This window comes from Pseudomonas batumici, from assembly GCF_036585405.1.
Taxonomy (GTDB): domain Bacteria; phylum Pseudomonadota; class Gammaproteobacteria; order Pseudomonadales; family Pseudomonadaceae; genus Aquipseudomonas; species Aquipseudomonas batumici.
Map to the genome: position 1 here is coordinate 1,843,688 of NZ_CP144470.1, position 22,440 is coordinate 1,866,127.

Annotated in this window: 19 protein-coding genes and 2 pseudogenes; 13 read left to right on the forward strand and 8 right to left on the reverse strand. The window is 64.1% G+C overall.

Annotated features, from left to right (window positions below; all coding sequences use genetic code 11):
* Positions 1-5 precede the first annotated feature (5 nt).
* The 3 genes from NUH87_RS08160 to NUH87_RS08170 all read left to right on the forward strand — a co-directional run bounded on the left by NUH87_RS08160 (position 6) and on the right by NUH87_RS08170 (position 3,802).
* The gene (locus NUH87_RS08160; protein WP_338525557.1) at positions 6-1,058 is read left to right on the forward strand and encodes an ABC transporter substrate-binding protein; all 1,053 of its coding nucleotides are present in this window, start codon (positions 6-8) and stop codon (positions 1,056-1,058) included.
* A gap of 179 nt (positions 1,059-1,237) precedes the next feature.
* Positions 1,238-2,431: a cell division protein ZapE gene (gene zapE, locus NUH87_RS08165; protein WP_338525558.1), complete on the forward strand. Its 1,194-nt coding sequence runs from the start codon at positions 1,238-1,240 to the stop codon at positions 2,429-2,431.
* A gap of 60 nt (positions 2,432-2,491) precedes the next feature.
* Positions 2,492-3,802, forward strand: a complete 1,311-nt coding sequence (locus tag NUH87_RS08170; RefSeq protein ID WP_338525559.1) for a leucine-rich repeat-containing protein kinase family protein — start codon at positions 2,492-2,494, stop codon at positions 3,800-3,802.
* Positions 3,803-3,844: 42 nt separating this feature from the next.
* On the opposite strand, the gene NUH87_RS08175 is transcribed toward NUH87_RS08170, so the two are convergent.
* Entirely contained in the window at positions 3,845-4,549 is a 705-nt protein-coding gene (locus tag NUH87_RS08175; protein WP_040063095.1) for a YebC/PmpR family DNA-binding transcriptional regulator, read from the reverse strand.
* A 215-nt stretch (positions 4,550-4,764) separates the two neighbouring features.
* Between NUH87_RS08175 and NUH87_RS08180 the strand changes: the two genes are divergently transcribed.
* A complete protein-coding gene (locus NUH87_RS08180) occupies positions 4,765-6,594 on the forward strand; it encodes a type VI secretion system Vgr family protein (protein ID WP_338525560.1) in 1,830 nt (609 codons plus the stop codon).
* Here NUH87_RS08180 and NUH87_RS08185 read toward each other — a convergent pair.
* Positions 6,540-7,424: a LysR substrate-binding domain-containing protein gene (locus NUH87_RS08185; protein ID WP_338525561.1), complete on the reverse strand. Its 885-nt coding sequence runs from the start codon at positions 7,422-7,424 to the stop codon at positions 6,540-6,542. The two genes, NUH87_RS08180 and NUH87_RS08185, sit on opposite strands and share 55 nt — an antisense overlap.
* Before the next feature lie 113 nt (positions 7,425-7,537).
* Here NUH87_RS08185 and NUH87_RS08190 point away from each other — a divergent pair, with 113 nt between their 5' ends.
* Both NUH87_RS08190 and phnX read left to right on the forward strand, forming a co-directional pair.
* A complete protein-coding gene (locus NUH87_RS08190; RefSeq protein ID WP_338525562.1) occupies positions 7,538-8,647 on the forward strand; it encodes a 2-aminoethylphosphonate--pyruvate transaminase in 1,110 nt (369 codons plus the stop codon).
* Positions 8,648-8,707: 60 nt separating this feature from the next.
* Entirely contained in the window at positions 8,708-9,535 is an 828-nt protein-coding gene (gene phnX / locus NUH87_RS08195) for a phosphonoacetaldehyde hydrolase (protein ID WP_338525563.1), read from the forward strand.
* A gap of 27 nt (positions 9,536-9,562) precedes the next feature.
* Here the strand turns inward: phnX and NUH87_RS08200 are convergent, their stop codons facing one another.
* Positions 9,563-10,666, reverse strand: a complete 1,104-nt coding sequence (locus tag NUH87_RS08200) for a DUF2855 family protein (protein WP_338525564.1) — start codon at positions 10,664-10,666, stop codon at positions 9,563-9,565.
* 53 nt (positions 10,667-10,719) lie between these two features.
* Between NUH87_RS08200 and NUH87_RS08205 the strand changes: the two genes are divergently transcribed.
* Positions 10,720-11,382 carry a TetR/AcrR family transcriptional regulator gene (locus NUH87_RS08205; protein ID WP_338525565.1) on the forward strand — a complete coding sequence of 221 codons (663 nt, stop codon included), beginning with the start codon at positions 10,720-10,722 and terminating at the stop codon, positions 11,380-11,382.
* A gap of 3 nt (positions 11,383-11,385) precedes the next feature.
* Here the strand turns inward: NUH87_RS08205 and NUH87_RS08210 are convergent, their stop codons facing one another.
* Complete coding sequence (locus NUH87_RS08210) at positions 11,386-11,946, reverse strand: NAD(P)H-dependent oxidoreductase (protein WP_338525566.1); 561 nt, start codon at positions 11,944-11,946, stop codon at positions 11,386-11,388.
* Positions 11,947-12,162: 216 nt separating this feature from the next.
* Here NUH87_RS08210 and NUH87_RS08215 point away from each other — a divergent pair, with 216 nt between their 5' ends.
* The gene (locus NUH87_RS08215) at positions 12,163-12,402 is read left to right on the forward strand and encodes a hypothetical protein (protein ID WP_338525567.1); all 240 of its coding nucleotides are present in this window, start codon (positions 12,163-12,165) and stop codon (positions 12,400-12,402) included.
* A 100-nt stretch (positions 12,403-12,502) separates the two neighbouring features.
* Entirely contained in the window at positions 12,503-13,393 is an 891-nt protein-coding gene (locus NUH87_RS08220; protein WP_338525568.1) for a LysR family transcriptional regulator, read from the forward strand.
* A gap of 12 nt (positions 13,394-13,405) precedes the next feature.
* On the opposite strand, the gene NUH87_RS08225 is transcribed toward NUH87_RS08220, so the two are convergent.
* The 4 genes and pseudogenes from NUH87_RS08225 to NUH87_RS08240 form a co-directional block, all read right to left on the reverse strand.
* Positions 13,406-13,978, reverse strand: coding sequence for a GNAT family N-acetyltransferase (locus NUH87_RS08225; protein ID WP_040063106.1), 573 nt, complete (start codon positions 13,976-13,978; stop codon positions 13,406-13,408).
* A gap of 157 nt (positions 13,979-14,135) precedes the next feature.
* Positions 14,136-14,891, reverse strand: a complete 756-nt coding sequence (dnaQ, locus tag NUH87_RS08230; protein ID WP_040063108.1) for a DNA polymerase III subunit epsilon — start codon at positions 14,889-14,891, stop codon at positions 14,136-14,138.
* Positions 14,884-15,335: pseudogene (gene rnhA / locus NUH87_RS08235) on the reverse strand (ribonuclease HI). The gene dnaQ and the pseudogene rnhA overlap by 8 nt, the downstream one beginning before the upstream one ends.
* 98 nt (positions 15,336-15,433) lie before the next feature.
* Positions 15,434-16,191: pseudogene (locus NUH87_RS08240) on the reverse strand (methyltransferase domain-containing protein).
* Between the two features lie 74 nt (positions 16,192-16,265).
* Between NUH87_RS08240 and gloB the strand changes: the two are divergent.
* The 4 genes from gloB (at position 16,266) to NUH87_RS08260 (ending at position 22,439) form a co-directional block, all read left to right on the forward strand.
* Positions 16,266-17,045: a hydroxyacylglutathione hydrolase gene (gene gloB, locus NUH87_RS08245; RefSeq protein WP_338525569.1), complete on the forward strand. Its 780-nt coding sequence runs from the start codon at positions 16,266-16,268 to the stop codon at positions 17,043-17,045.
* A 98-nt stretch (positions 17,046-17,143) separates the two neighbouring features.
* Positions 17,144-18,550 carry a transglycosylase SLT domain-containing protein gene (locus NUH87_RS08250; RefSeq protein WP_338525570.1) on the forward strand — a complete coding sequence of 469 codons (1,407 nt, stop codon included), beginning with the start codon at positions 17,144-17,146 and terminating at the stop codon, positions 18,548-18,550.
* 221 nt (positions 18,551-18,771) lie between these two features.
* Positions 18,772-20,604, forward strand: a complete 1,833-nt coding sequence (locus NUH87_RS08255; RefSeq protein WP_338525571.1) for an extracellular solute-binding protein — start codon at positions 18,772-18,774, stop codon at positions 20,602-20,604.
* Positions 20,601-22,439: an extracellular solute-binding protein gene (locus NUH87_RS08260; protein ID WP_338525572.1), complete on the forward strand. Its 1,839-nt coding sequence runs from the start codon at positions 20,601-20,603 to the stop codon at positions 22,437-22,439. Before NUH87_RS08255 ends, NUH87_RS08260 begins: the two co-directional genes overlap by 4 nt.
* The last annotated feature ends 1 nt before the right edge of the window (position 22,440 follow it).

The following is a 22,440-nucleotide window of genomic DNA, read 5'->3' on the forward strand; positions in this document are numbered from 1 at the left end:
GCGCCATGAAGAAGACTCAACGCAATGCCCTGATCGGTTTGTCCTGCCTGCCTCTCACTGCCCTGCTCGTCGCCGCGCCGGTCCAGGCCGAGCCCACGCTGTACCTGGGGATGAACGGCGGGACCATGGAGCGTTTGTACACCGACAAGGTGCTGCCGCCTTTCGAAAAGGCCAACCACGTCAAGGTGGTCATCGTGCCCGGCACGTCCGCCGATATCCTCGCCAAGGTCCAGGCGAGCAAGGATAACCCGCAGCTGCACGTGATCTTCCTCGATGACGGGATCATGTACCGGGCGATCTCCATGGGCCTGTGCAGCAAGCTCGAAGACAACCCGACCCTGGCACAGATCCCGGCCAAGGGGCGGATCAAGGACCAGGCGGTGGCGGTCAGTCTGGGGGTGACCGGGCTGGCCTACAACACCCGGCTGTTCAAGGAAAAAGGCTGGGCCGCGCCGACCTCGTGGATGGACATGGCGGACAGCAAGTACAAGGACAAACTGGTGTTCCAGTCGATGTCGTCCTCGACCTTCGGCCTGCACGGGTTCCTGATGTTCAACCGGATCCAGGGCGGCAGCGAGACCAACGTCGACCCCGGTTTCAAGGCCTGGCCGGGGAGCGTGGGGCGCAATGTGCTGGAGTACATTCCGAGTTCGGCCAAGCTGTCGGAGATGGTCCAGACCGATGAAGCGGCGCTGTTTCCACTGACGCCGACCCAGGTCACCGCGCTCCAGCTCAAGGGCATCCCGGTGGAGTACGCGCAACCCAAGGAAGGCGCGGTGGTGCTGAACGTGGCCGAGTGCGCGATCGCCAACAACAGCCAACCCGAATTGGCGCAGAAACTCGCCGAGTTCCTGCTCACGCCCGAGGCCCAGGCGGCGGCGCTGGAAGATGGCGACCAGATTCCGTCCAACCCCAACACCCCGACCACCGACAAGACCCGGGGTCAGGTCGAGGCCATGAAGCACTACCTGGAAACCGCGGTGGCGATCGACTGGGACCAGGTCAACCTGCTGCGACCGGAGTGGAACGCGCGCTGGAATCGCAGTATCGAGCGCTAGCGGCCCTGGGGGCGACGACGCCCCGGAGCGGGGTCCCGGAGTCATGCATTTTCGAGATCGCTGGTCGGCGCCTTGGGTATTGGTTAAATTAGCGCCGCCGCCTGCAAGATAGCGCTCGATGCGGCTCGCGACACCATGAGCCCGACCCTCTGGACCTTTACGCAAGGGGATTCTCTCCGTTGGCCGTCCTGCCCCCTCATCGCCCTGGCGTGAAGTCCCGTTGGCCAGCCTTGCGCCGCTTTTTCGGCAAGGCTTTCGCCGGGAAGGCCAGCCCCCTGCCACCGTCCCACGACGTGCACGAATATTTCCGGCGCAAAGCCCATCACCAGGGCTACACCCTGAGCCTGAGCCAACAGCGGGTCATCGAGCGCATGGCGCAACAGGCCAGTGCGCTGCTGCACACCTCCCCCCGGGGCCGGCAACGCAGCCTGTACCTGCACGGGGCGGTCGGACGCGGCAAGAGCTGGTTGCTGGACGGTTTTTTCCAGGCCGTGCCGATTGCCGAGAAACAGCGGGTCCACTTCCACGACTTTTTCACCCACCTGCACCAGGGCATGTTCCGGCACCGGGAAGCGCCAGATGCCCTGGGCCGGACGCTGGACGAACTGCTCACGGACTGTCGGCTGCTGTGCTTCGACGAGTTCCATGTCCATGACATCGGCGATGCCATGCTCATCAGCCGACTGTTCAAGGCCCTGTTCCAACGGGGCGTGCTGCTGTTGGTGACCTCCAACTACCCGCCCGAAGGACTGCTGCCCAACCCGCTCTATCACGCCCGCTTCAAACCGGTGATCGACCTGATCAACGCCCGCATGGAGGTCATGGAGGTCGGCGGTCCGCATGACTACCGCGGCCAGCCCCACAGCCATACCCAGCAGCAGTTCACCCAGGGCCAGTACGTCTGGCCGGGCAGCCCGGCACAACGCCAGTCCCTGCGGTTGCCGGAGCGCCAGGCCCCGGCCTTTGCCTTGCGGGTGGGCGCCCGGCAACTGAACGTGCGCCTGTGTGCCGAGCGCACGGTGCGCTTCGAGTTCGCCGATCTGTGCGACCAGCCCACGGCCGTGATGGACTACCTGGAATTGTGCCGACGCTTCGACACCTGGATCATCGACGAACTGCCCAGTCTTGAGGACTGCTCGATCGCCGCCCAGCAGCGCTTCATCAACCTGATCGACGTGCTGTACGACCAGGACAAGCGCCTGCTGCTGATCGGCGAGCGTCCGCTGCGCGACAGCCTGGGCGGCAACGCCATCGACCTGGCGCGGACCCGCAGCCGGCTGGGACAGTTGCTCGAAGTCGGACCTGAAGCCATCGCCACGACTGACATCGACCTCAACACGAGCGGCACCCACTCATCACTGCGCCGCACCTGAACAACATTGCTATCATGGCAGTCTTTTTTCGATGATCGCGACGAGTACTCACGCCCGCTTATGGATACCCTTGCCCAACTGCGCGCCGGCCAACTGACCGGTATCAAGCGACTCGACCTGTCCTGCGGGCTGACCGAGTTCCCCCGGGAAATCTTCCAACTGGCCGACTCCCTGGAAATCCTCAATCTGAGCGGCAACGCCCTGAGCAGCCTGCCGGACGATCTGCACCGGCTGACGCACCTGCGCATCCTGTTCTGCTCGGACAACCAGTTCACCGAACTGCCGGCCTGCCTGGGTCAATGCGCCAAACTGAGCATGGTCGCCTTCAAGGCCAACCGCATCGAGCAGGTACCGGCCGCCGGCCTGCCGCCCCTGCTGCGCTGGCTGATCCTGACCGACAACCGCATCACCGAGCTGCCGGAGGAGTTGGGACGCCGGCCCTTGCTGCAGAAGCTCATGCTGGCGGGCAATCGCCTGCGCGCCCTGCCCGCCAGCCTGGCGGACTGCCACCGGCTGGAACTGATCCGCATCGCCGCCAACCAGTTGGACGAGTTGCCCGAGTGGCTGCTGACCTTGCCAAGCCTGGCCTGGATCGCCTATGCCGGTAACCCGAAGCTCGACCACACCGGTGAAGTGCTGGTCGGCGACACCACCCCGACCATCGACTGGGACCAGCTGCAACTTGAGCAGCGCCTGGGCGAAGGTGCCTCGGGCGTGATCAGCCAGGCCCTCTGGAGCCGCCCGCCGGCGCCGGCCTTGCCGGTGGCGGTGAAGCTGTACAAGGGCAGCATGACCAGCGACGGTTCGCCCCTGAACGAGATGAATGCCTGTATCGCGGCGGGCCTGCATCCGAACCTGATCAAGGTCGAAGGGCGTATCGCCGGTCATCCCGACGGCCAGGCGGGCCTGGTGATGGAACTGATCGATCCGCGCTTCGCCAACCTCGCGGCGCTGCCCAGTCTCGACTCGTGCAGCCGGGATGTGTACCGGGACGAGACCCGCTTCAGCGCCGACCAGGCCTTGCGCATGGCGCGGGGGATCGCCTCGGTGGGCGCGCACCTGCACCGCCTGGGGCTCTGCCATGGCGATCTGTACGCGCACAATATTCTCTACAACGAAACCGGGGATTGCCTGCTCGGGGATTTTGGCGCGGCATCGTTCCACGCACCGACGGACAGCCTGGAAACCCGCGCCCTGCAACGGATCGAGGTGCGCGCGTTCGGGATTTTGCTCGGGGAATTGCTGGAGCGGATCGACGGCGGCATGGAGTCGTCCACGCTTGAATCGCTCCAGGCCTTGCAGTTGCGCTGCACCCAGCCGGATGTGCTGGCCCGGCCGGGGTTCGAAGCGATCTGCGCAACGCTGGCATAAAACAATGCCATTGTAGGAGCGAGCAAGCTCGCTCCTACAGGATCAGCCCGCCAGGCCGACAAACATGTCCTGCACGTCGTCATGGTTGTCCAGGCCTTCGAGGAAGGCTTCGACTTCTGCCATCTGCTCGTCGCTCAGGCCACTGACCGGGTTCTTCGGCTGGTAGCCCAGCTTGGCCGACAACACGGTGAAGCCTTGCTCCGGCAGGGCTTTCTGTACCGCATCGAGGTCGGTCGGCTCGGTGAGGAACAGGGTCGCACCCTCCTCGCCCGGCTCGAAATCCTGCGCACCGGCTTCGATGGCGGCCATTTCCGGGTCCGCATCCGGGCTGTCCGGGGTGGCTTCGATCATGCCGACATGGTTGAAGTCCCAGGACACCGAACCCGACGCGCCCAGCTGGCCCTTGCGGAACGCCACGCGAATTTCCGCCACGGTGCGGTTGATGTTATCGGTGACGCATTCAACGATCAGCGGCACCTGGTGCGGGGCGAAGCCTTCGTAGGTCACGCGGTGATACTGCACGGTTTCGCCCAGTTGGCCCGAGCCTTTCTTGATAGCGCGCTCCAGGGTCTCGCGGGGCATCGAGGCCTTTTTCGCCTGCTCGACCACCAGGCGCAGGTGTGCGTTGGTGGCGACGTCCGCACCATTGCGCGCGGCAATGGTGATTTCCTTGACCAGCTTGCCGAAGATCTTGCCCTTGGCGTTGGCCGCGGCTTCTTTGTGTTTAACCTTCCACTGTGCGCCCATTACTCACTCTCTCGATCAGAGGCGTCGCGACATTTATTGGCCGACGCTTTACCGCCCAGTTTATACGGCCAGAACCCGCCAATCGACCAAAACCTGACGAAGATTACGACTCTACCCTGATGATCGTAGGCAATTTCCCAAACACACTTTTGCTGTGTCCAGGCGCCTGCGGCTTTTCGTACCCTCTGCCGCAAAATCCGTGGAGAAGAGACGAAATGCCTCAGGACAAGGAACGACAGATCTCACTGACCATCGGCCTGCTCCCCGACCCCTTGCCGGTCATCCGCTTCAAGGGCCGCGAAGCCTTGAACGAGCCCTTTCGCTTCGAGATGGACCTGCTGGGCGACACCGCCCTGGACCTGGAGACGCTGCTGCATCGCCCGGCCTTCCTGGGTTTCGGCCCCGGGCAAGGCGGTTGGCATGGAATCATCCACGAAATCAGCAGCCGCTACCTGGAGCCAAGGCTATGCCACTACCAGGCGGTGTTGGTGCCCCGCCTGCAAGCCTTGGAGCTTGCCCCCAGGCGCCGGGTGTTCTGCGACCTGAGCGTGCCGGCGATTCTTCGGCGGCTGCTGGCGGCCCACGGCCTGGATGCCGCCGATTATCGCTTCGAACTCGACCGCGGCCTGTACCCGAACCGGGCGCTGTGCCTGCAGCAGGATGAAAGCGACCTGCAGTTGCTGAACCGGCTCTGCGAGGAAGAAGGCATCCACTATCACTTCGAACAGGCACCGCAACGCCATGTCCTGGTGTTCGCCGAAGACCCGCAGAGCTTCCCCGAACGGGCCGGTGTACTGCCCTGCCACGACAGTGCCCAGGCGCTGGAGCAGCCCTTTATCAGCCAGCTCTACGAGCGTCACCAGATGCTCGCCAGTCATGACAGTCGACTGCCCGGCCATACCCCGATCTGGCCACCCCAGGCACCCGCCGACGGGGCCGCCAACCAGGCGAATGCCTACGGGCTGCACAGCGCCAGTCCCACGCCCCGGCAGCGGCACGAACAGCAATGCAGCCAGCGTATCCTCGAGCGATTGCGCTGTGAACAACGCCAGATCCAGGGCTACAGCAACCTGGATAGCCTGCGCAGCGGCGACGTCCGACGTATCGGCGGCCATCCGCGCCAGGCGCTCAACGATCAATGGCTGATCACCGAGATTCAGCATCTGGGCGAACAGTGCATGGACAGATGCCCCGTCGACGCCTTCAGTGTCGAGGACGACGACGGCCTGCATGACGAGTGTTTCAACCCGCAAGGCTACAGCAATCACTTCAGGGCCATCCCCTGGTCAACGCCGTTTCGCCCCTCCCTGCGGCAGAAACGCCCCCCCTCCCAGGGCTATCAGGTCGGCACCGTCCTGGGTCGCCATGCGGGAATCGCCCGGCCCGATGCCCAGGGACGCCTGCGGGTGCAGTTGCAGAACAGCGTCCAGGCCGTGGACAGCGCGCCGGGCTGCTGGGTCGCGCCAGGGGTCGCGCAAGGCAAGGCGCCCAGGGTCGGCAGCCGGGTACTGATCGACTTTGTCGAGGGCAATCCCGACCAGCCGGTGATCTGCGGTTTCCTCGCCGACCGGGACGTTTCCCTTGACGAACGGCCCCCGGTCGATGTGCCGCTCGGCACGCCCACGCCGTGGGAGGGACAGAATATTCTCCGCGCGCCGGACGACGATCCCGGGGAGTTCTACCTGTATGAACAGCCCCATGAACCACCGTCAGCCTCCAGCCATTGCCTGTGCGAAAACATCTGGTACATCGTGCGGATGCCCCGGCCCGGGCTCAAGGAGCTGGCGCGCCTGAGTCGCGATGACATCCTCCTGGAAGGCAGGAGTGACAACCGTGGCGCGGCCCTGCTGGGCTCCGCCGGCAGACGGCGGCTGGCCCTGGAGCTGGCCGCCACGCCGGAACAACTCTGGCTGCTCTACCCCGGGCAATGCGTGGCCCTGCACGAGTACCTCCAGCAACACTGGAGCCTGCGCCAGCGCCAGGCCTTTCTTCAGGGCGGACTGGGTGACGCAAGCGTTTCCGGCACCAGCCCGAGGAAGGCCTGAATCAGCCGCAGTTCCTTGCGCCGTTCCAGGCAGCCGAGCAGATGCCGGTTGACCAGGCCATCGCCGCGGATCGGCAGTGCCCGTACCCTGGGGTCATGACTGACTTCCAGCGATGACACGATCCCCACCCCCAGCTCCGCCGCCACCGCTTCGGTCACCGCCTCGCGGCTGTCCAGCTCGAGCAATACCCGAGGATTCACCGCGGCCTGGGCACAGGCCTGGTCGAAGGTTCGCCGGGTGATCGAACCCGGCTCGCGCAGCACCATGATCACCTGGTCCAGTCGCTCCAGGGCAATCCCCTGCGGTTCGGCCTGCCACGGATGCCCCTGCGGCACCAGCGCGCAGATCCGCGACTCGCTCAGGGCTTGCAGGTACAGGCCCTTGCGGGGCTCGACCTCGGTCAACACCGCCACGTCGGCATGCTCGGACAACAGCGCCGCCAGGGTTTCCTGGGCATTGCCCAGCCTCAGGTTGACGGTGATCCCCGGATACCGCGCCCTGAGCCGGGCGAGCATCGGCATGACCATATGCGGCCCGTCCGCGGCGATTTCCAGGCGCCCGGTCAGCAGTTGTCGATTGGCTTCGAGCATGGCCTGGGCCTCCTCGGCCAGACCGAACATCGCCCGGGTAATGGCCGCCAACCGGGTGCCCTCGGCGGTCAGCTCCACGCGCCGCGCCGTGCGCCTGAGCAAGGTGATCTGGTAATGCTCTTCCAGGGCCTTGATATGCCCGGTCACCGCCGGCTGGCTGATGAACAGCCGCGCCGCGGCGCGGGTAAAGCTGCCTTCGCGGGCCACGGCATCGAATGCGCGCAGTTGGAACAGGTTCATAGCTATCGGCCTCACTGATAGCTCGCATAACAACAAACAATTTGATTGATGACAAGCCAAACTGCAATTTATGCCCTGTATCCCGTCAACGATCCCTGCCGCGAGAAACCCGCATGCGTACTGCCGCTCCCGTCCTGCTCACCCCTGGCCCACTGACCACCTCGGCCCGCACTCGCCAGGCAATGAGCCTGGACTGGGGCTCCTGGGATGAGGGTTTCAACCAACTGACGGCCAGCCTGTGCGAGCAACTGCTGGCAATCGTCAACGGTGCCGACAGCCATCACTGCGTGCCCCTGCAAGGCAGCGGCACTTTCGCCGTGGAGGCGGCCATCGGCACCCTGGTGCCACGCAACGGCAAAGTGCTGGTGCTGATCAACGGTGCCTACGGCAAGCGCCTGGCGAAGATCTGCGAGGTACTGGGCCGTTCGTTCAGCCCCTTCGAAACCGCCGAGGACGAGCCCACCAGCGCCGCCGATGTCGAGCGCCTGCTGCGCGCCGACCCGACCATCAGCCATGTGGCGTTGATCCACTGCGAGACCAGCACCGGCATCCTCAATCCGCTGGCGGAGATCGCCGAGGTGGTCGCCCGCCACGGCAAACGGCTGATCATCGACGCCATGAGCTCGTTCGGCGCCTTGCCCATCGATGCCCGCCAGGTGCCGTTCGACGCCCTGATCGCCGCTTCCGGCAAATGCCTGGAGGGGGTGCCCGGGATGGGCTTCGTGTTTGCCCGCAAGGAGGCGTTGGCCGCGGCCGTCGGCAACTCGCACTCGCTGGCGATGGATCTGCACGATCAGCACACCTATATGGCCAAGACCGGCCAATGGCGTTTCACCCCGCCGACCCACGTGGTCGCAGCGCTGCACGAAGCGCTGCTGCAGTACCACGAGGAAGGCGGCCTGCCCGCCCGACTCGGGCGCTATGCCGACAACTGCCAGGTCTTGCTGGAGGAAATGGCTCGGCTGGGGTTGCGCAGCTTCCTGTCGGCGGCGATCCAGGCGCCGATCATCGTCACCTTTCATGCACCGCAAGACCCGCGCTACCAGTTCAAGGCGCTCTACGAACGGGTCAAGGCCAAGGGTTTCATTCTTTATCCGGGCAAACTGACCCGGGTCGAGACATTTCGCGTGGGCTGTATCGGCCAGGTCGGGCGCAGCACGGTGCAGGCGGCAGTCGCTGCGATCGCCGAGGCCCTGCGGGAAATGGAAGTGCTGGACATCTAGAAACCCAAGACTGAACGCGGCGCCCTCTTTCCCACATCATCGTATTCAAGGCTGACCCACATGAACTACCGCACCCCTACCCAACTGCAAGCCGCCATCCTCGACTGGGCCGGCACCGTCGTCGATTTCGGTTCGTTCGCACCGACCCAGATCTTCGTCGAGGCCTTCGCCGAATTCGACGTGGCGGTCTCCATCGAAGAAGCCCGTGGCCCCATGGGCATGGGCAAGTGGGAGCATATCCGCACGCTGTGCGACCAACAGGCGATCAGCGAGCGCTACCACAAGGTGTTCGGCCGCACCCCGAGCGATGACGACGTCACGGCCATCTACGAGCGCTTCATGCCCCTGCAGATCGAGAAGATCGCCGAACATTCGGCCCTGATTCCCGGCGCCCTCGACACCATCACCACACTGCGCCAACAAGGACTGAAGATCGGTTCGTGCTCGGGCTATCCGGCGCGGGTCATGGAGAAGGTCGTGGCACTGGCCGCCGGCAACGGCTATGTCGCCGACCACGTGGTCGCCACCGACGAGGTGCCCAACGGTCGCCCCTGGCCGGCCCAGGCCCTGGCCAACGTGATCGCGCTGGGCATTGATGATGTCGCCGCCTGCGTCAAGGTCGACGACACCGTGCCGGGCATCCTCGAAGGCCGCCGGGCCGGCATGTGGACCGTCGCCCTGGTGTGCTCCGGTAATGCGCTGGGGCTGACCTACGAGCAATACCGCGCCCTCGACCGGGCGACTTTGGACAGCGAGCGCCAGCGTATCCATGGGCTGTTCGCCGGCTCCCGGCCCCACTACCTGGTCGACACCCTCAACGATCTGCCGGAGGTGATCGCTGATATCAACAAGCGCCTGGCGAAGGGGGAAATGCCCCAGGGCAATTGATACCGGAGACCTGCCGGAGCCGGGGTGTCAGAGCTTGATGATATTGCCCTGGGCCGGCGGCACCTGCCCGTGATAGAGCCGTGAGATCAGCTGCTCTGCCGCCTCGAAGCCCTCGCCGACGACCACTTCCAGCAACGGCGTCGGCCCTTCGCTCACCGTCTGGTAGAAACGCTGCAGGCCCTCGCCGATATAGCGGCTCACCCGCTCCGGCCCCCATTCGGCGTTACGCTTGCGGATCTGGATCGGCGCGAAGAAGAACACCGGCTGCGGCCCTTCGATCGCCGTGAGCTGCGCCTCGTCCGTGGTTTGCGCGGAGCCGGCGAAGCAGCTGTAGACCAATTGCCCGCCCAAGCGCCGATGCACCCGGTCACGCAGCGCCAGGTCACCGGAAAAATCCACATACAGCGTCGGACGATCCGCTTCCAGCAGTTCCAGTTCGTCGTAGGCCAGGGTCTGTTCGTAACAGCCCAAACCCGCGACAAACGCCCGGTTGGCCGAGGACGTCAAGGCGACACGCGTCAACTCGGGTCGGCCCTCGAGGCAGACCGCCGTGCCAAAGGCGGTCTTGCTCGACGCGCTGGAAAACACCAGGCGCGTGGCCCCGAAGAACCGGTTGTCCTGAAGGAAGTCCGCGAGCATCGCCGAGGTCAGGAACAAGGGCTTGAGCAGGATCTGCAGATCCTCGGTGTCCGGGCTGTAGTAAGGATCCCAACTGCACCGGGTGTACTGGTTATAGGCCGAAGTCAGGTCCTTGCGGTGCTCGGCAGCATCATAAAAGCCCCGCTCGGTGACCCGCTCAGGCTTCATCCAGAGATGGCTGGCAATCGGAAAATAACCGTAGAAACGCTCCCCCACGGCCACCCCGTCCACATTCGAAACCAGCACATCGGCAAAACCCCATACCGGCATATGGCCCCAATCCGCCTGCCCGGTAGGAAAAAAGCCCCAGTAGTTCATGGAATCGCCATAGGCGGCGTAGGTGATGTTGTTGGTGGTCAGGGCGCAGCGTTCGACCTTGAGGATCGCCTCGCCCGGCCCCGCTACCAGTGGGCGTTGCTGCACTTCGATCCGGCTCTGGTCGAGGCCGTTCTTGCGGGTGATCAGTCGTGTTACCGTGCTGGCACTTGGCATAATCAGACTCCTCTCTGCGACTATTGCGGGTGGAACCAGCTTAATGGCAGACCATGAAGAACGGGTTCGGAAACGCCGGCAAGCCGGCCGCACATAGCCTCAAGCCCCGCGCCAAGCCGCTCAAGCGGCCCAGCCAGGCCCGGGCGATTTTCACCGTCGAGGCCATTTACCAAGCCTTTGTTCGGATTTGGCAGCGCAGCGGCTGGTCCGCCCTGACCACCCGTGCGGTGGCCCTGGAAGCCGGTGTGGCCATCGGCACGCTGTACGATTACTTCCCGAGCAAGGCCGCGCTGCTGTCCGGTTATGTGCGCCATAGCGTCGAGCGCTTGCTGCACCAGCTCGATGAACAGGTGATCCGGGCCGAGGGCCTCGCCTGGCAGGCACGCCTCGAACGGTTGGTGCAGCTCAGTGGTCATCCGGCAGGACCGGACCAGCCGTTGTTCGACTACCCGCTGCTGATGCTCGAACACCAGATCGCCGAGCCCAAGCACCACCAGCGGGTATTCCAGGAGTTGTCGCAGAAATGGCGGGACGCCTTCGATGCCTGCACGGACCTGGCCTCCCGACCTTCGAATGAAGCGATCGAGGCCTGGCTGGTGCTGGTATGGGGTGGCCGTCGTTACTGCATCACCGCGCAATTATCGGCGGTGCAGATTGAGACCTGGCTGCGGGAAACCCAGGGGTTGATCCGTCAGCGCCTGGAAAACCCACCCTAAATCTCACGTTTTCTTGTAGCGCTCGACCCATTGCCCATAGGCATTGATAAATTTTTGCAGGAACGGCCGGACCGACTCCGACGGTTGCCCCGCCTCGTCGAACGCGCTGCCCGCGCCGCCCAGGTAAGCCTCCGGCTGTTGCATGCACGGCACGTCGAGGAACACCAGGGACTGGCGCAGATGGTGATTGGCGCCAAACCCGCCAACCGCGCCCGGCGAGGCACTGATCACCGCCCCCGGCTTGCCGCTCCAGACACTTTTGCCATACGGCCGCGAACCGACGTCGATGGCATTCTTCAGGACCCCGGGCACCGAGCGGTTGTATTCCGGGGTGACGAACAGCACCGCATCGGTGGCCCTGACCTGCTCGCGAAAGGTCGCAAAGGCGGCCGGCGGCTCGCCTGCATCGAGATCCTCGTTGTAAAGCGGCAAATTGCCAATCTCGACGATCGTAAGCTTCAGGTTCGCCGGTGCCAGCGCGGCCAGGGCCAGTGCCACCTTGCGGTTGATCGATTGTTTTCTCAGGCTGCCGACCAGGACAGCGACGGTGTGGACGTTGCTCATGAGCACTCCCGACTTTCTGGGCAAAGGAACACTAGGTATAGATGATCGGGCACTACTGTCCCGACGATTTTTCCCGTCAGTCCACTGCTTTCCCCTTATCGCCGGGGAACCTGTAGAGTGGCGGGACAATTTTTTTCCCCAGCGCAAAACTTCCCCCGCCAAACCACGGTCTACTGAACCGTCAATCCAGTGTTCATTTCCAGAGGTTCTAAACAGATGGCCGCAGTACTCGTCGGACAATTCCATGCAAGGGATGCGGAAGGTCGCGTCTATTCCGTGCATGAATTCCAGGAATCCACGCCTTGCGCCGAAGGCCTGGCCGGCACGGAGCCTGTCACCACCTACAAACTGGCCATTGGCGATCGCGTCAACAAACTCGACGACAATTCATTCCTGCTGGTGCAAACCGGCGTCACCCTCACCCGTGAACCGGCGACCTCGAACGCGACTTCCTGATCCGGGACAACGGACGCAGGCAGCCACCTGAAGTCATGCGCGCCGACTTGGGTTAGGATCAGTCCACTGACCTCCTCCCGGCTGGACACGGACTTCAAGCATGCGTTTACGCCATATCGAAGTAATCCAGGCCCTCCTGCAGACCGGCAACCTCGGCACCGCCGCCGAGTTGCTGCAACTGCCAGCGGCCACCGTCAGCGCGACGCTGCAAGACGCCGAGCAGCAGCTGGGGTTCCTGCTGTTCGCCAGCGTGCGCGGCCGGATGCAGGCGACCCGTGAAACCCGCGAACTGCAACCCCTGCTGCACCGCCTGTATGCGGAAATGGAACCGCTACGGCGACTGGCCAGCAGCCTGCGCCAGCATCAGGACCCCGCCTTGCGGGTGGTCTGTACGCCGACCTTGGCCCAACAGCTGCTGCCCCAGAGCCTGGCGGCCCTGCGCCGACGCTTTCGCGAAACCCCCTGCACCCTCGCCAGCCAGCACACCCGCGAGATCGTCCGCGGCTTGTTGCTGCGGGAGGTCGAGCTGGGCCTGAGCCTGCACAACCCCGATCACCCGCAGATCCACACCCAGGCCCTGGCCGAGGGCAAACTGCAATTACTCGCGCCGCACGGCTGGCTGCAACCCCGGCAGAAATACATCGCCCTGCAGGAGCTGGCCGGACAATCCATGGTCGGCCTGGAGGAGCAGGACACCCTGAGCCTGATGCTCGACGGCAAGCTGCAAGCCCTGCGGCCGGCGCCGCTGGTGCAGACCCGGGTGCAGACCTACCAGATGATGCGCAGCATGGTGGAAGCCGGCGAGGGGCTGGCGATTGTCGATCCGTTCACGGCCGTCGGGGCCAGGGCCGGCGGGCTGGATGTCTGCCCGTTGTCGCCGGCCATCGGCGTCACCCTGTACGCGCTGACGCTCAAGGATCGCGAGCCGAGCGCCGCCCTGAAGGCCCTGCTGGAAATCGTCGGCGAAAAAGCCGTGGCGATGCTGCTCTGACCCGGCCGCGCCTCAGGGCTGCCCGGCGAACAGCAGGTACCAGAAGATCGCCACTTCCGGGGTCTGCGCATCGATCCCGCGATAACGCAGATGATCGATACCGCCCAGCACATAGCCACAACGCTCATACAGGCGACAGGCCCCCAGGTTGTTGTTCTGGGTTTCCAGCATGACCCCCGGCAGGTTCTTCTTGTGGCTCCAGAAGCGCACCACATCCAGCAGCGCCCGGGCCACCCCGTGCCGCCGCGCCGAGGCGTCGACCGCCAGCTCGTCGACATGGGCAAAACCGTTCCAGTTGGTGCTGACCACCACATGGCCCACCGCGCGACCGTCCAGATAGGCCATGAAGATCTCGCTGTCCACCGCCGCGCGATAGCTGGCGAACTCCTCGGGGTCGATGCCATAGCACTTGCGGTAGGGCGCCACCGGGACCAGTGGCCACTGATCGACCCGCTTGCCGATTTCGGCCAGGCCATGGGCCTTGACCTCAAAGCTGAAATCACTGCGCCAGATGTACTCGGAGAAACCGGCGTCAGCCACACGGACCGAAACTTCGGGATACTTCAGGTTCGTGACTAAATGCATTGGGCGAACCATCCTCAGACCTTGATAGCGCGGTACAGGATCAACAGGGATACCTCAGGTCGGGAACATCCCGTCCCCGGACAGTGAGCCTCGGTGCACCGCCCCCTTCAGCTTAGAAGGTCAATCGCCGGTGCACAAAAGATCATCCGCGGGCTACTCAGTGGCGTTGGGACTCGGCTTCGGCCAGTTGGGTCCAGAGTGCCGGGGCCCCGGCGGACTTGGCGATGGCCTCGAGGCGCGCGAGGTGTTCGGCGAGATCGCTTTCGCTGGCGCGGATGATCCGGGCCGGCTGGCGATCGGCCGGCAGGCGGCGGATTTCGCTGGCCTGGCTACCGGAGCCTTCACCGGAACCGTTGCCATCGCTGGCGTTGCCGGCCAGGGACAGGCTGGTCTGGCCACCGGTCATGGTTAGGTAGACGTCGGCGAGAATCTCCGAGTCGAGCAAGGCGCCGTGCAGTTCGCGACCGGAGTTGTCGACACCGTAGCGTTTGCACAGGGCATCGAGGCTGTTGCGCTGTCCCGGGTGACGCTCCCGGGCCATCATCAGGGTGTCGAGGATGCTGCAGTGCCGGGTGATATCGGCGCGATCCTGCTGGCCCAGCAAGGCGAACTCGTTGTTGATGAAACCCACGTCGAACGCCGCGTTGTGGATGATCAGCTGGGCGCCCTGGATGAATTCGAAGAACTCGTCGGCCACCTCGGCAAAACGCGGTTTGCCCACCAGGAATTCGTTGGTGATGCCGTGCACGCCGATGGCGCCTTCGTCACTTTCACGGTCCGGTTGCAGGTAGACGTGGAAATGCCGGCCGGTGAGGCGGCGGCCCATCAGTTCGACGCAGCCGATCTCGATGATCCGGTGACCATCGGTGACCGGCATGCCGGTGGTTTCGGTATCGAGCACCACGCTACGCATGTTTGATCCCCCGCACTTCATCCACGCCACGGTTGGCCAACTGGTCGGCACGCTCGTTGCCATGATGGCCGATATGCCCGCGCACCCACTTCCACTTCACCGTGTGGCGATTGACCTGCTCATCGAGCAGTTGCCACAGGTCGGCGTTTTTCACCGGTTCCTTGGCCGCGGTCTTCCAACCGCGTTTCTTCCAGTTGACCATCCACTCGGTGATGCCTTTCATCACGTACTGCGAGTCGGTCACCAGCAACACCTCGCAGGGACGCTTGAGCTCTTCGAGGCCACGAATCGCCCCCATCAGCTCCATGCGGTTGTTGGTGGTGTTGGCTTCGCCGCCCCAGAGTTCTTTCTCGACGCCCTTGCAGACCAGCAAGGCCCCCAGCCGCCCGGGCCGGGATTGCCCTTGCAGGCGCCGTCGGTGAAGAGTTCAACGCTATCGCTCATTACAACCTTTCCATCGAAAATGACCCCGTGGCGCGCCGGTAACCGACCGACGCATCCCGGGCCGAGCACACTCGACCCCCAAGGAAGAAAGAAATTGGCTACTGTTCGCTTTGCCGCCGGTTGACCTTGGCCATCGGCAGCGGTACCAGCTTGCCGACTGGTTCGCGGCGCACCTGGCGCACGGGCCGCAGGCCCACCACGATCTTGCGCGCGACCAATAGATAGAAGCCGCCGCCCGACAGCTGCCAGCCGCCGGCCACCCGCTCCCAGCCCGCCAGCCGCGCTTTCCAGGCGGCCGACGCCAGCGGCGGACGATAGCACCCGAAGCGGCGTTTCTCCAGCGCAAAGCCCAGCAGGTTGAGCCAGTCGGCGACCCGCGAGGGTGAAATGCAACGGGCCTTGCGCAGGGCGTCATGGGCAAACACATGACGCAAGCCCCAGGCGCTCCAGGGGTTGATGCCGAGGATCAGCAGGTGCCCGCCGGGACGCACGGCGGCGGCGGCCTCGCGCAGCAGGCCATGGGGCGACAGGCAGAAATCCAGGCCGTGCTGCAGCACCACCACATCGGCGGCATGTTCGCTCAGGGGCCAGGCCTGCTCCTCGCAGACGATTTCCACCCCCGGCAGCGGCGCACCGAGGCGCACGTTGCGGCGCACCTGCCCGGCTTGCGGGGGGGCTCGGCCGACGGGCCGTAATGCACCAGGTAGCCGCCGAAATAACGCCCCAGCTCCTCCTCGAGCATGCGCCGCTCCTCGTCGAGCAGCAGTTGCCCCACGGGGCCGGACAGCCAGTCGCGGGCCGCACTGATCAGTGCCAGCCAGTCAGGATCAGCCTGAGCGAACGCTTTATCGGTCATTGCCTTCTCCAACTCGCCACAAGGGCGTCACAAGCACTAAGATGCGCCATAGTTTTGCGCTTGGGAATTGCACCATGATACAGATCGACGCGCTGCCCGCCTTCACCGACAACTACATCTGGTTGTTACAGGATATCGCCCGACACCGCTGCGCCGTGGTCGACCCGGGCGACGCCGCGCCGGTGCTGGCCTGGCTGGAACAGCATCCGGGCTGGCAACTCGACGACATCCTGGTCACCCACCACCACCACGATCATGTCGGCGGTGTCGAACGCCTGAAACAGGCCACCGGTGCCCGCGTGCTGGGGCCGGCGAGCGAAGACATCCCGGCCCGCGACCTGGCGTTGAAGGACAACGACCACGTCACGGTGCTCGGCCTCGAATTCCAGGTGTTCGCCGTACCCGGCCATACCCTGGGGCATATCGCCTACTACCACGGGGATGACACGCGCCCGCTGCTGTTCTGCGGCGACACGCTGTTCGCCGCCGGTTGCGGCCGCCTGTTCGAGGGCACGCCCCAGCAGATGCACCATTCCCTGAGTCGACTGGCGGCACTGCCGGCGACGACCGGCGTGTACTGCACCCACGAGTACACCCTGAGCAACCTGCGCTTCGCCCAGGCCGTCGAGCCGAACAACCCGGATATTGCCAAACGCTTGGAACAGGTCAGCCAATGGCGGACCGAGGGACGCATCAGCCTGCCGTCGAACCTGGCCCTGGAATTGAAGACCAATCCGTTCCTGCGTGCCGGCGAAACATCTGTTAAAGAAAAAGCAGACGAACGGAACGGCCTCGACAACCACTCTCCGAGTGAGGTTTTTGCGGCCCTGCGCCGTTGGAAAGACAGCTTCTGATACCGGTGCGGGCGACGTCAAAAATCTGAATGGTTGACCGCACCCTGAGCGCTTTCTAGAATCGCCCGACATTTTTGCCCGGAACTCACTTCCAGCCAATGTCGTCATCCAACCGTAAATCCATCAATTCAGACGCATTGACGCGATTAGCTCAAGCTATCGCGGTGGCTGTGTCCGCCACCCTGGCGGGCTGTTCAGGCTTTCATCACCCTTCGGACAGCAGCACCGAACCGACCCCAAACCTCAGTGCCCGGGTCAAGCAAAAACCGATCTGGCTCAGCGAAAACGCCAAGCACACACCACCCCAGGACGTCTGGGAGCGTATGCGCCAAGGTTTCCAGCTGCAGGACGGCCTGGGGGTGAACCCGCGTATCGAACAACAGCGCCTGTGGTTCGCCAGCAACCCCTCGTTCCTGGAAAACGCCAGTTCGCGCGGCAGCCTCTACATTCATTACATCGTCGAACGCCTGGAAGAACGCAACATGCCGCTGGAGCTGGCGCTGTTGCCGGTGATCGAAAGCGCCTACAACCCGATGGCCTATTCGCGTGCCGATGCCGTCGGCCTGTGGCAATTCATTCCCTCCACCGGACGCTCTTTCAACCTGCGCCAGGACCGTTTCTACGACGGACGCAAGGACATCACCGCCTCCACGATCGCGGCGATGAACTACCTGACCCGCCTGCACGACATGTTCAACGGCGACTGGCTGTTGGCCCTGGCGGCCTACAATGCCGGCGAAGGCACGGTCAGCCGAGCCATCGAGCGCAACGAAAAGCTCGGCCTGCCCATCGACTACTGGAACCTGCCGCTGCCCCAGGAAACCCGCGACTACGTGCCCAAGCTGCTGGCCCTGTCGCAGGTGGTCATGACCCCCGAAGCCTACGGCGTGAACCTGAACCCGATCGCCAACGAACCGTATTTCGCCACCGTCGAAGTCAACCAGCCGATGGATCTGAGCCGGGTCGCGGCCCTGGCCGAGATCGACGAAGACGAGATGATCCAGCTCAATCCGGCCTTCAAGCAGAAAGCCACGATGGACGGCCCGCAACACCTGCTGGTGCCCAGCTCCAAGGCGCAGCTGCTGACCGCCAACCTGTCGCGGATGAAGCCCGAGGAACTGATCAGCCTGCGGCCGAAGAAGCCGGTGTTCGAATCCCTCGCCGGCAACCCGCCTGCACGCCTGACCCGCCGCTACAAGGTGAAGCGCGGCGACAGCCTGGCCTCGATTGCCAAGGCCAACCGGGTCGACGCCAAGGACCTGCAACACTGGAACAAGCTGTCGGGGCACCATCTCAAGGTCGGCCAGACCCTGGTCATGCAGGACAACATCAAGGGCGCGGCCGGCAAGAAGGCTGCCACCACCTACAAGGTGCAGAAAGGCGATTCGCTGTATATCGTCGCCAAGCGCTTCAACGTCGAGATGCAACACCTCAAGCGCCTCAACCCACGCACCGGCCAGGCGCTCAAGCCGGGGCAGATCCTCACGGTCTCCCAGCCACGCTGATAATCGAAAGCCTCGAAACACTGCTCCCCCTGTAGGAGCCGGCTTGCCGGCGATGGCGGCCGGACAGTCGCTGCAAGACTTGCCGGCCCTATCGCTGGCAATCGAGCGTCGACCGGCGCTCCCACAGGGATTCCAGCGCATTCAACGACGCCTTTTTCCACCCGATACAAGCTGTTAAGGTACTGGCCTATAGCCCAAGCCGCCTGGATCGGATCTCTGCCTTGACGCGTCCCCTCCTCCTGCTGTTCCTCAGCCTGGCCTTGGTCTCTCCCGCAAGCGCGACGATCAGCGAAAGCCATGGTTATGCGCAGTTCGGCACACTCAAGTACCCCGCCAGCTTCACCCACTTCGACTGGGTCAACCCCGACGCCCCCAAAGGCGGTACCTTGCGGGTGATGGCGTTCGGCACCTTCGACACCCTCAACCCCTACACCATCAAGGGCACCAGCCCGGTCACGACGCCCAACTTCCTGCAATACGGCGTCAACGAACTCAATGCGACCCTGATGGCCGGCACCGGCCAGTACGCCCCCTCGGGGGATGAGCCGAACGCCAGCTACGGCCTGATCGCCCAGTCGGTGGAATACAGCGAAGACCGCAGCTGGGTGGTGTTCAACCTGCGGCCCGAGGCGCGCTTCCACGACGGCACGCCGATTACCGCCTACGACGTGGCCTTTTCCTACCGCCTGCTGCTCAAGGAAGGCCACCCGCAATACCGTACCAGCCTGCAGGAAGTGTCCAGGGTCGACGTGCTCACGCCCCAGCGAATCCGCTTCGTGTTCAAGCGCTCGGGCAATCCGCTGCTGATCCTGCGCCTGGGCGAACTGCCGGTACTGGCGCAACACTATTGGCAAGGTCGCGACTTCACCGCCACCACCTTCGACCCTCCCCTGGGCAGCGGCCCCTATCGCATCACCCAGGTGCAACCCGGCCGCCGGCTGGTCTTTGAACGGGTCAGGAACTGGTGGGGCGAAAACCTGCCGGTCAATCGCGGCAAATACAACTTCGACCGGGTCGAAGTGGAGTTCTATCGCGACAGCGACATCGCCTTCGAGGCGTTCAAGGCCGGTGAGTTCGATATCTATATCGAACACCAGGCCAAGAACTGGGCCAACGGCTACCGCTTCCCGGCCGTCGAGCGCGGTGAGGTGATCAAGGCACAGATCGCCCACCGGATCCCGACCCAGACCCAGGGCCTGTTCATGAACTGCCGCCGCGCCAGCTTCGCCCAGGACAAGGTGCGCGAAGCCCTGGGCCTGATGCTCGACTTCGAATGGACCAACCGCACCCTGTTCGGCGGGGCCTACCAGCGGGCCATGAGCTTCTATCCCAACAGCGAGTTTTCCGCCGGCGGCGTTCCGGCCGGCCAGGAATGGTTGCTGCTCGCCCCATACCGCGAACAACTGCCGGCCCGGCTGTTCAGCGAACCCTTCAGCCTGCCGCGGACCGACGGTCGCGGCATCCCCCGCGAGACCTTGCGCCGCGCCCTCGCCCTGCTTGGCGAAGCCGGCTGGAAACTGGACGGCCAGCGCCTGCTGGACAAGAACGGACAGCCGTTGCGTTTTGAAATACTACTGGTCAATCCGAGCCTGGAACGGATTCTCCAGCCCTACGTCGAAAACCTCGCGAGCCTGGGTATAGACGCCCGCTTGCGAACAGTGGATCGTGCCCAGTACAAACAACGTCTCGACCAGTTCGATTTCGACATGATCCTGATGACCCTGGACCAGACCCTCAGCCCGGGACTCGAGCAGTGGCAGTACTTCCATTCCAGCCAGGCCGGCGTCAAGGGCAGCAAGAATTATGCGGGGGTCGCCAGCCCGGTGGTCGACCACCTGCTCGACACCCTGCTGGCGGCCAGGACCCGGGACGAGCAACTGGCCGCCGGCCGCGCCCTGGACCGGGTATTGCTTTGGCAACACATCATGATTCCCAACTGGTACCTTGACTATCATCGCCTGGCCTACCGCAACCGGTTCGCCTTCGTGACCACACCGCCGTACACCCTGGGCCTGAGCGCCTGGTGGATGAAAGCTTCGGAGAAAGCCCAATGAGGTTTGCGCGTACCCTGTTCCTGTCCGCCGGCGGCCTGCTGTTCAGCGCCCTGGCCGGCACCGCCGTCGCCGCCCCGCAACATGCCCTGACGCTCTACAACGAACCGCCGAAATACCCGGCCGATTTCCGCCATTTCGACTTCGTCAATCCCGACGCCCCCAAGGGCGGCACCTTCCGCCAATCGACCATGGGCGGTTTCGACAGCCTCAACCCCTTCATCACCAAGGGCGTGCCGGCCGACGGGCTCGACCTGATCTACGACACCCTGATGCGCCACGGCCTCGACGAGCCCTTCACCGAATACGGCCTGGTGGCGGAAAAAATCGAAAAGGCCCCGGACAACAGCTGGGTGCGCTTTTACCTGCGCCCCGAGGCACGCTTCCACGACGGCCACCCCATGCGCGCCGAAGACGTGGTGTTCAGTTTCCAGACCCTGATCAAGGATGGCGCACCGCTGTACCGGACCTACTACGCCGATGTCGACGAGGCCATCGCCGAAGACCCGCTGCGGGTGCTGTTCAAGTTCAAGCGCACCACCAACCGCGAACTGCCGCTGATCCTCGGCCAGCTGCCGGTGCTGCCCAAGCACTGGTGGGCCAACCGCGACTTCAACAAGGGCAACCTGGAGCTGCCCCTCGGCAGCGGGCCGTACAAGCTGGCCGAGGTCAAGGCCGGACGCTCGGTACGCTATGAGCGCGTCAAGGACTATTGGGCCAAGGACCTGCCGGTCAACCGCGGTTTCTACAACTTCGATTTCATGACCCTGGATGACTACCGTGACAACACGGTGGCCCTGGAAGCCCTCAAGGCCGGGCAGTTCGATTACTGGCTGGAGAACAGCGCCAAGAACTGGGCCAATGCCTACAACACCCCCGCCGTCGCACAGGGTCGACTGATCAAGGAGCAGATCCCCAATCGCAATCCGACGGGCATGCAGGGCTTTGTCTACAACCTGCGCAGACCGATGTTCCAGGATATCCGCGTGCGCGAGGCCCTGAGCCTGCTGTTCGACTTCGAGTGGACCAACAAGCAGCTGTTCAACGGCGCCTACCACCGCACCCGCAGTTATTTCGAAAACTCCGAAATGGCCGCCACGGGTCTGCCGGACGCCGAACAATTGGCCATCCTCGAGCCGCTGCGGGGACGGATTCCCGAACAAGTCTTCAGCCAGGCCTTCGAACCCTCGGTGTGTGACGCCAGCGGCATGATTCGCCCGCAACAACGCCGCGCCTACCAGCTGTTGCTGGAGGCCGGCTGGCGCATCGTCGACGACAAGATGGTCGACGCCCAGGGCAAGCCGGTGAGCATCGAATTCCTGCTGACCCAGACCGATTTCGAACGGGTGCTGCTGCCGTTCAAGCGCAACCTCGCGGACCTTGGCATCGACCTGGTGATTCGTCGGGTCGATGTCTCCCAGTACATCAACCGCCTGCGCTCCCGGGACTTCGACATGGTCGTCGGCAGCTTCCCGCAGTCCAACTCACCGGGCAACGAACAACGGGAATTCTGGAAGTCTTCCAGCGCCGACAAACCCGGCAGCCGCAACCTCATGGGTCTGAAGGACCCGGCCGTGGATGAACTGGTGGAAGCGCTGATCGATTCCGACTCCCGGCAGAGCCTGGTAGAACATGCCCGTGCCCTGGACCGGGTGCTGCAATGGGGCTACTACGTGATCCCCAACTGGCACATCAAGACCTGGCGCGTGGCCTACTGGGACCATATCGGTCACCCGAAAGTCTCGCCGGCCTACGATATCGGCCTCTACACCTGGTGGATCAAGCCGGATGCCAAGCCGGCGGTACCGCCAACCGACAGCACGAGCGCGGAGCAATAAG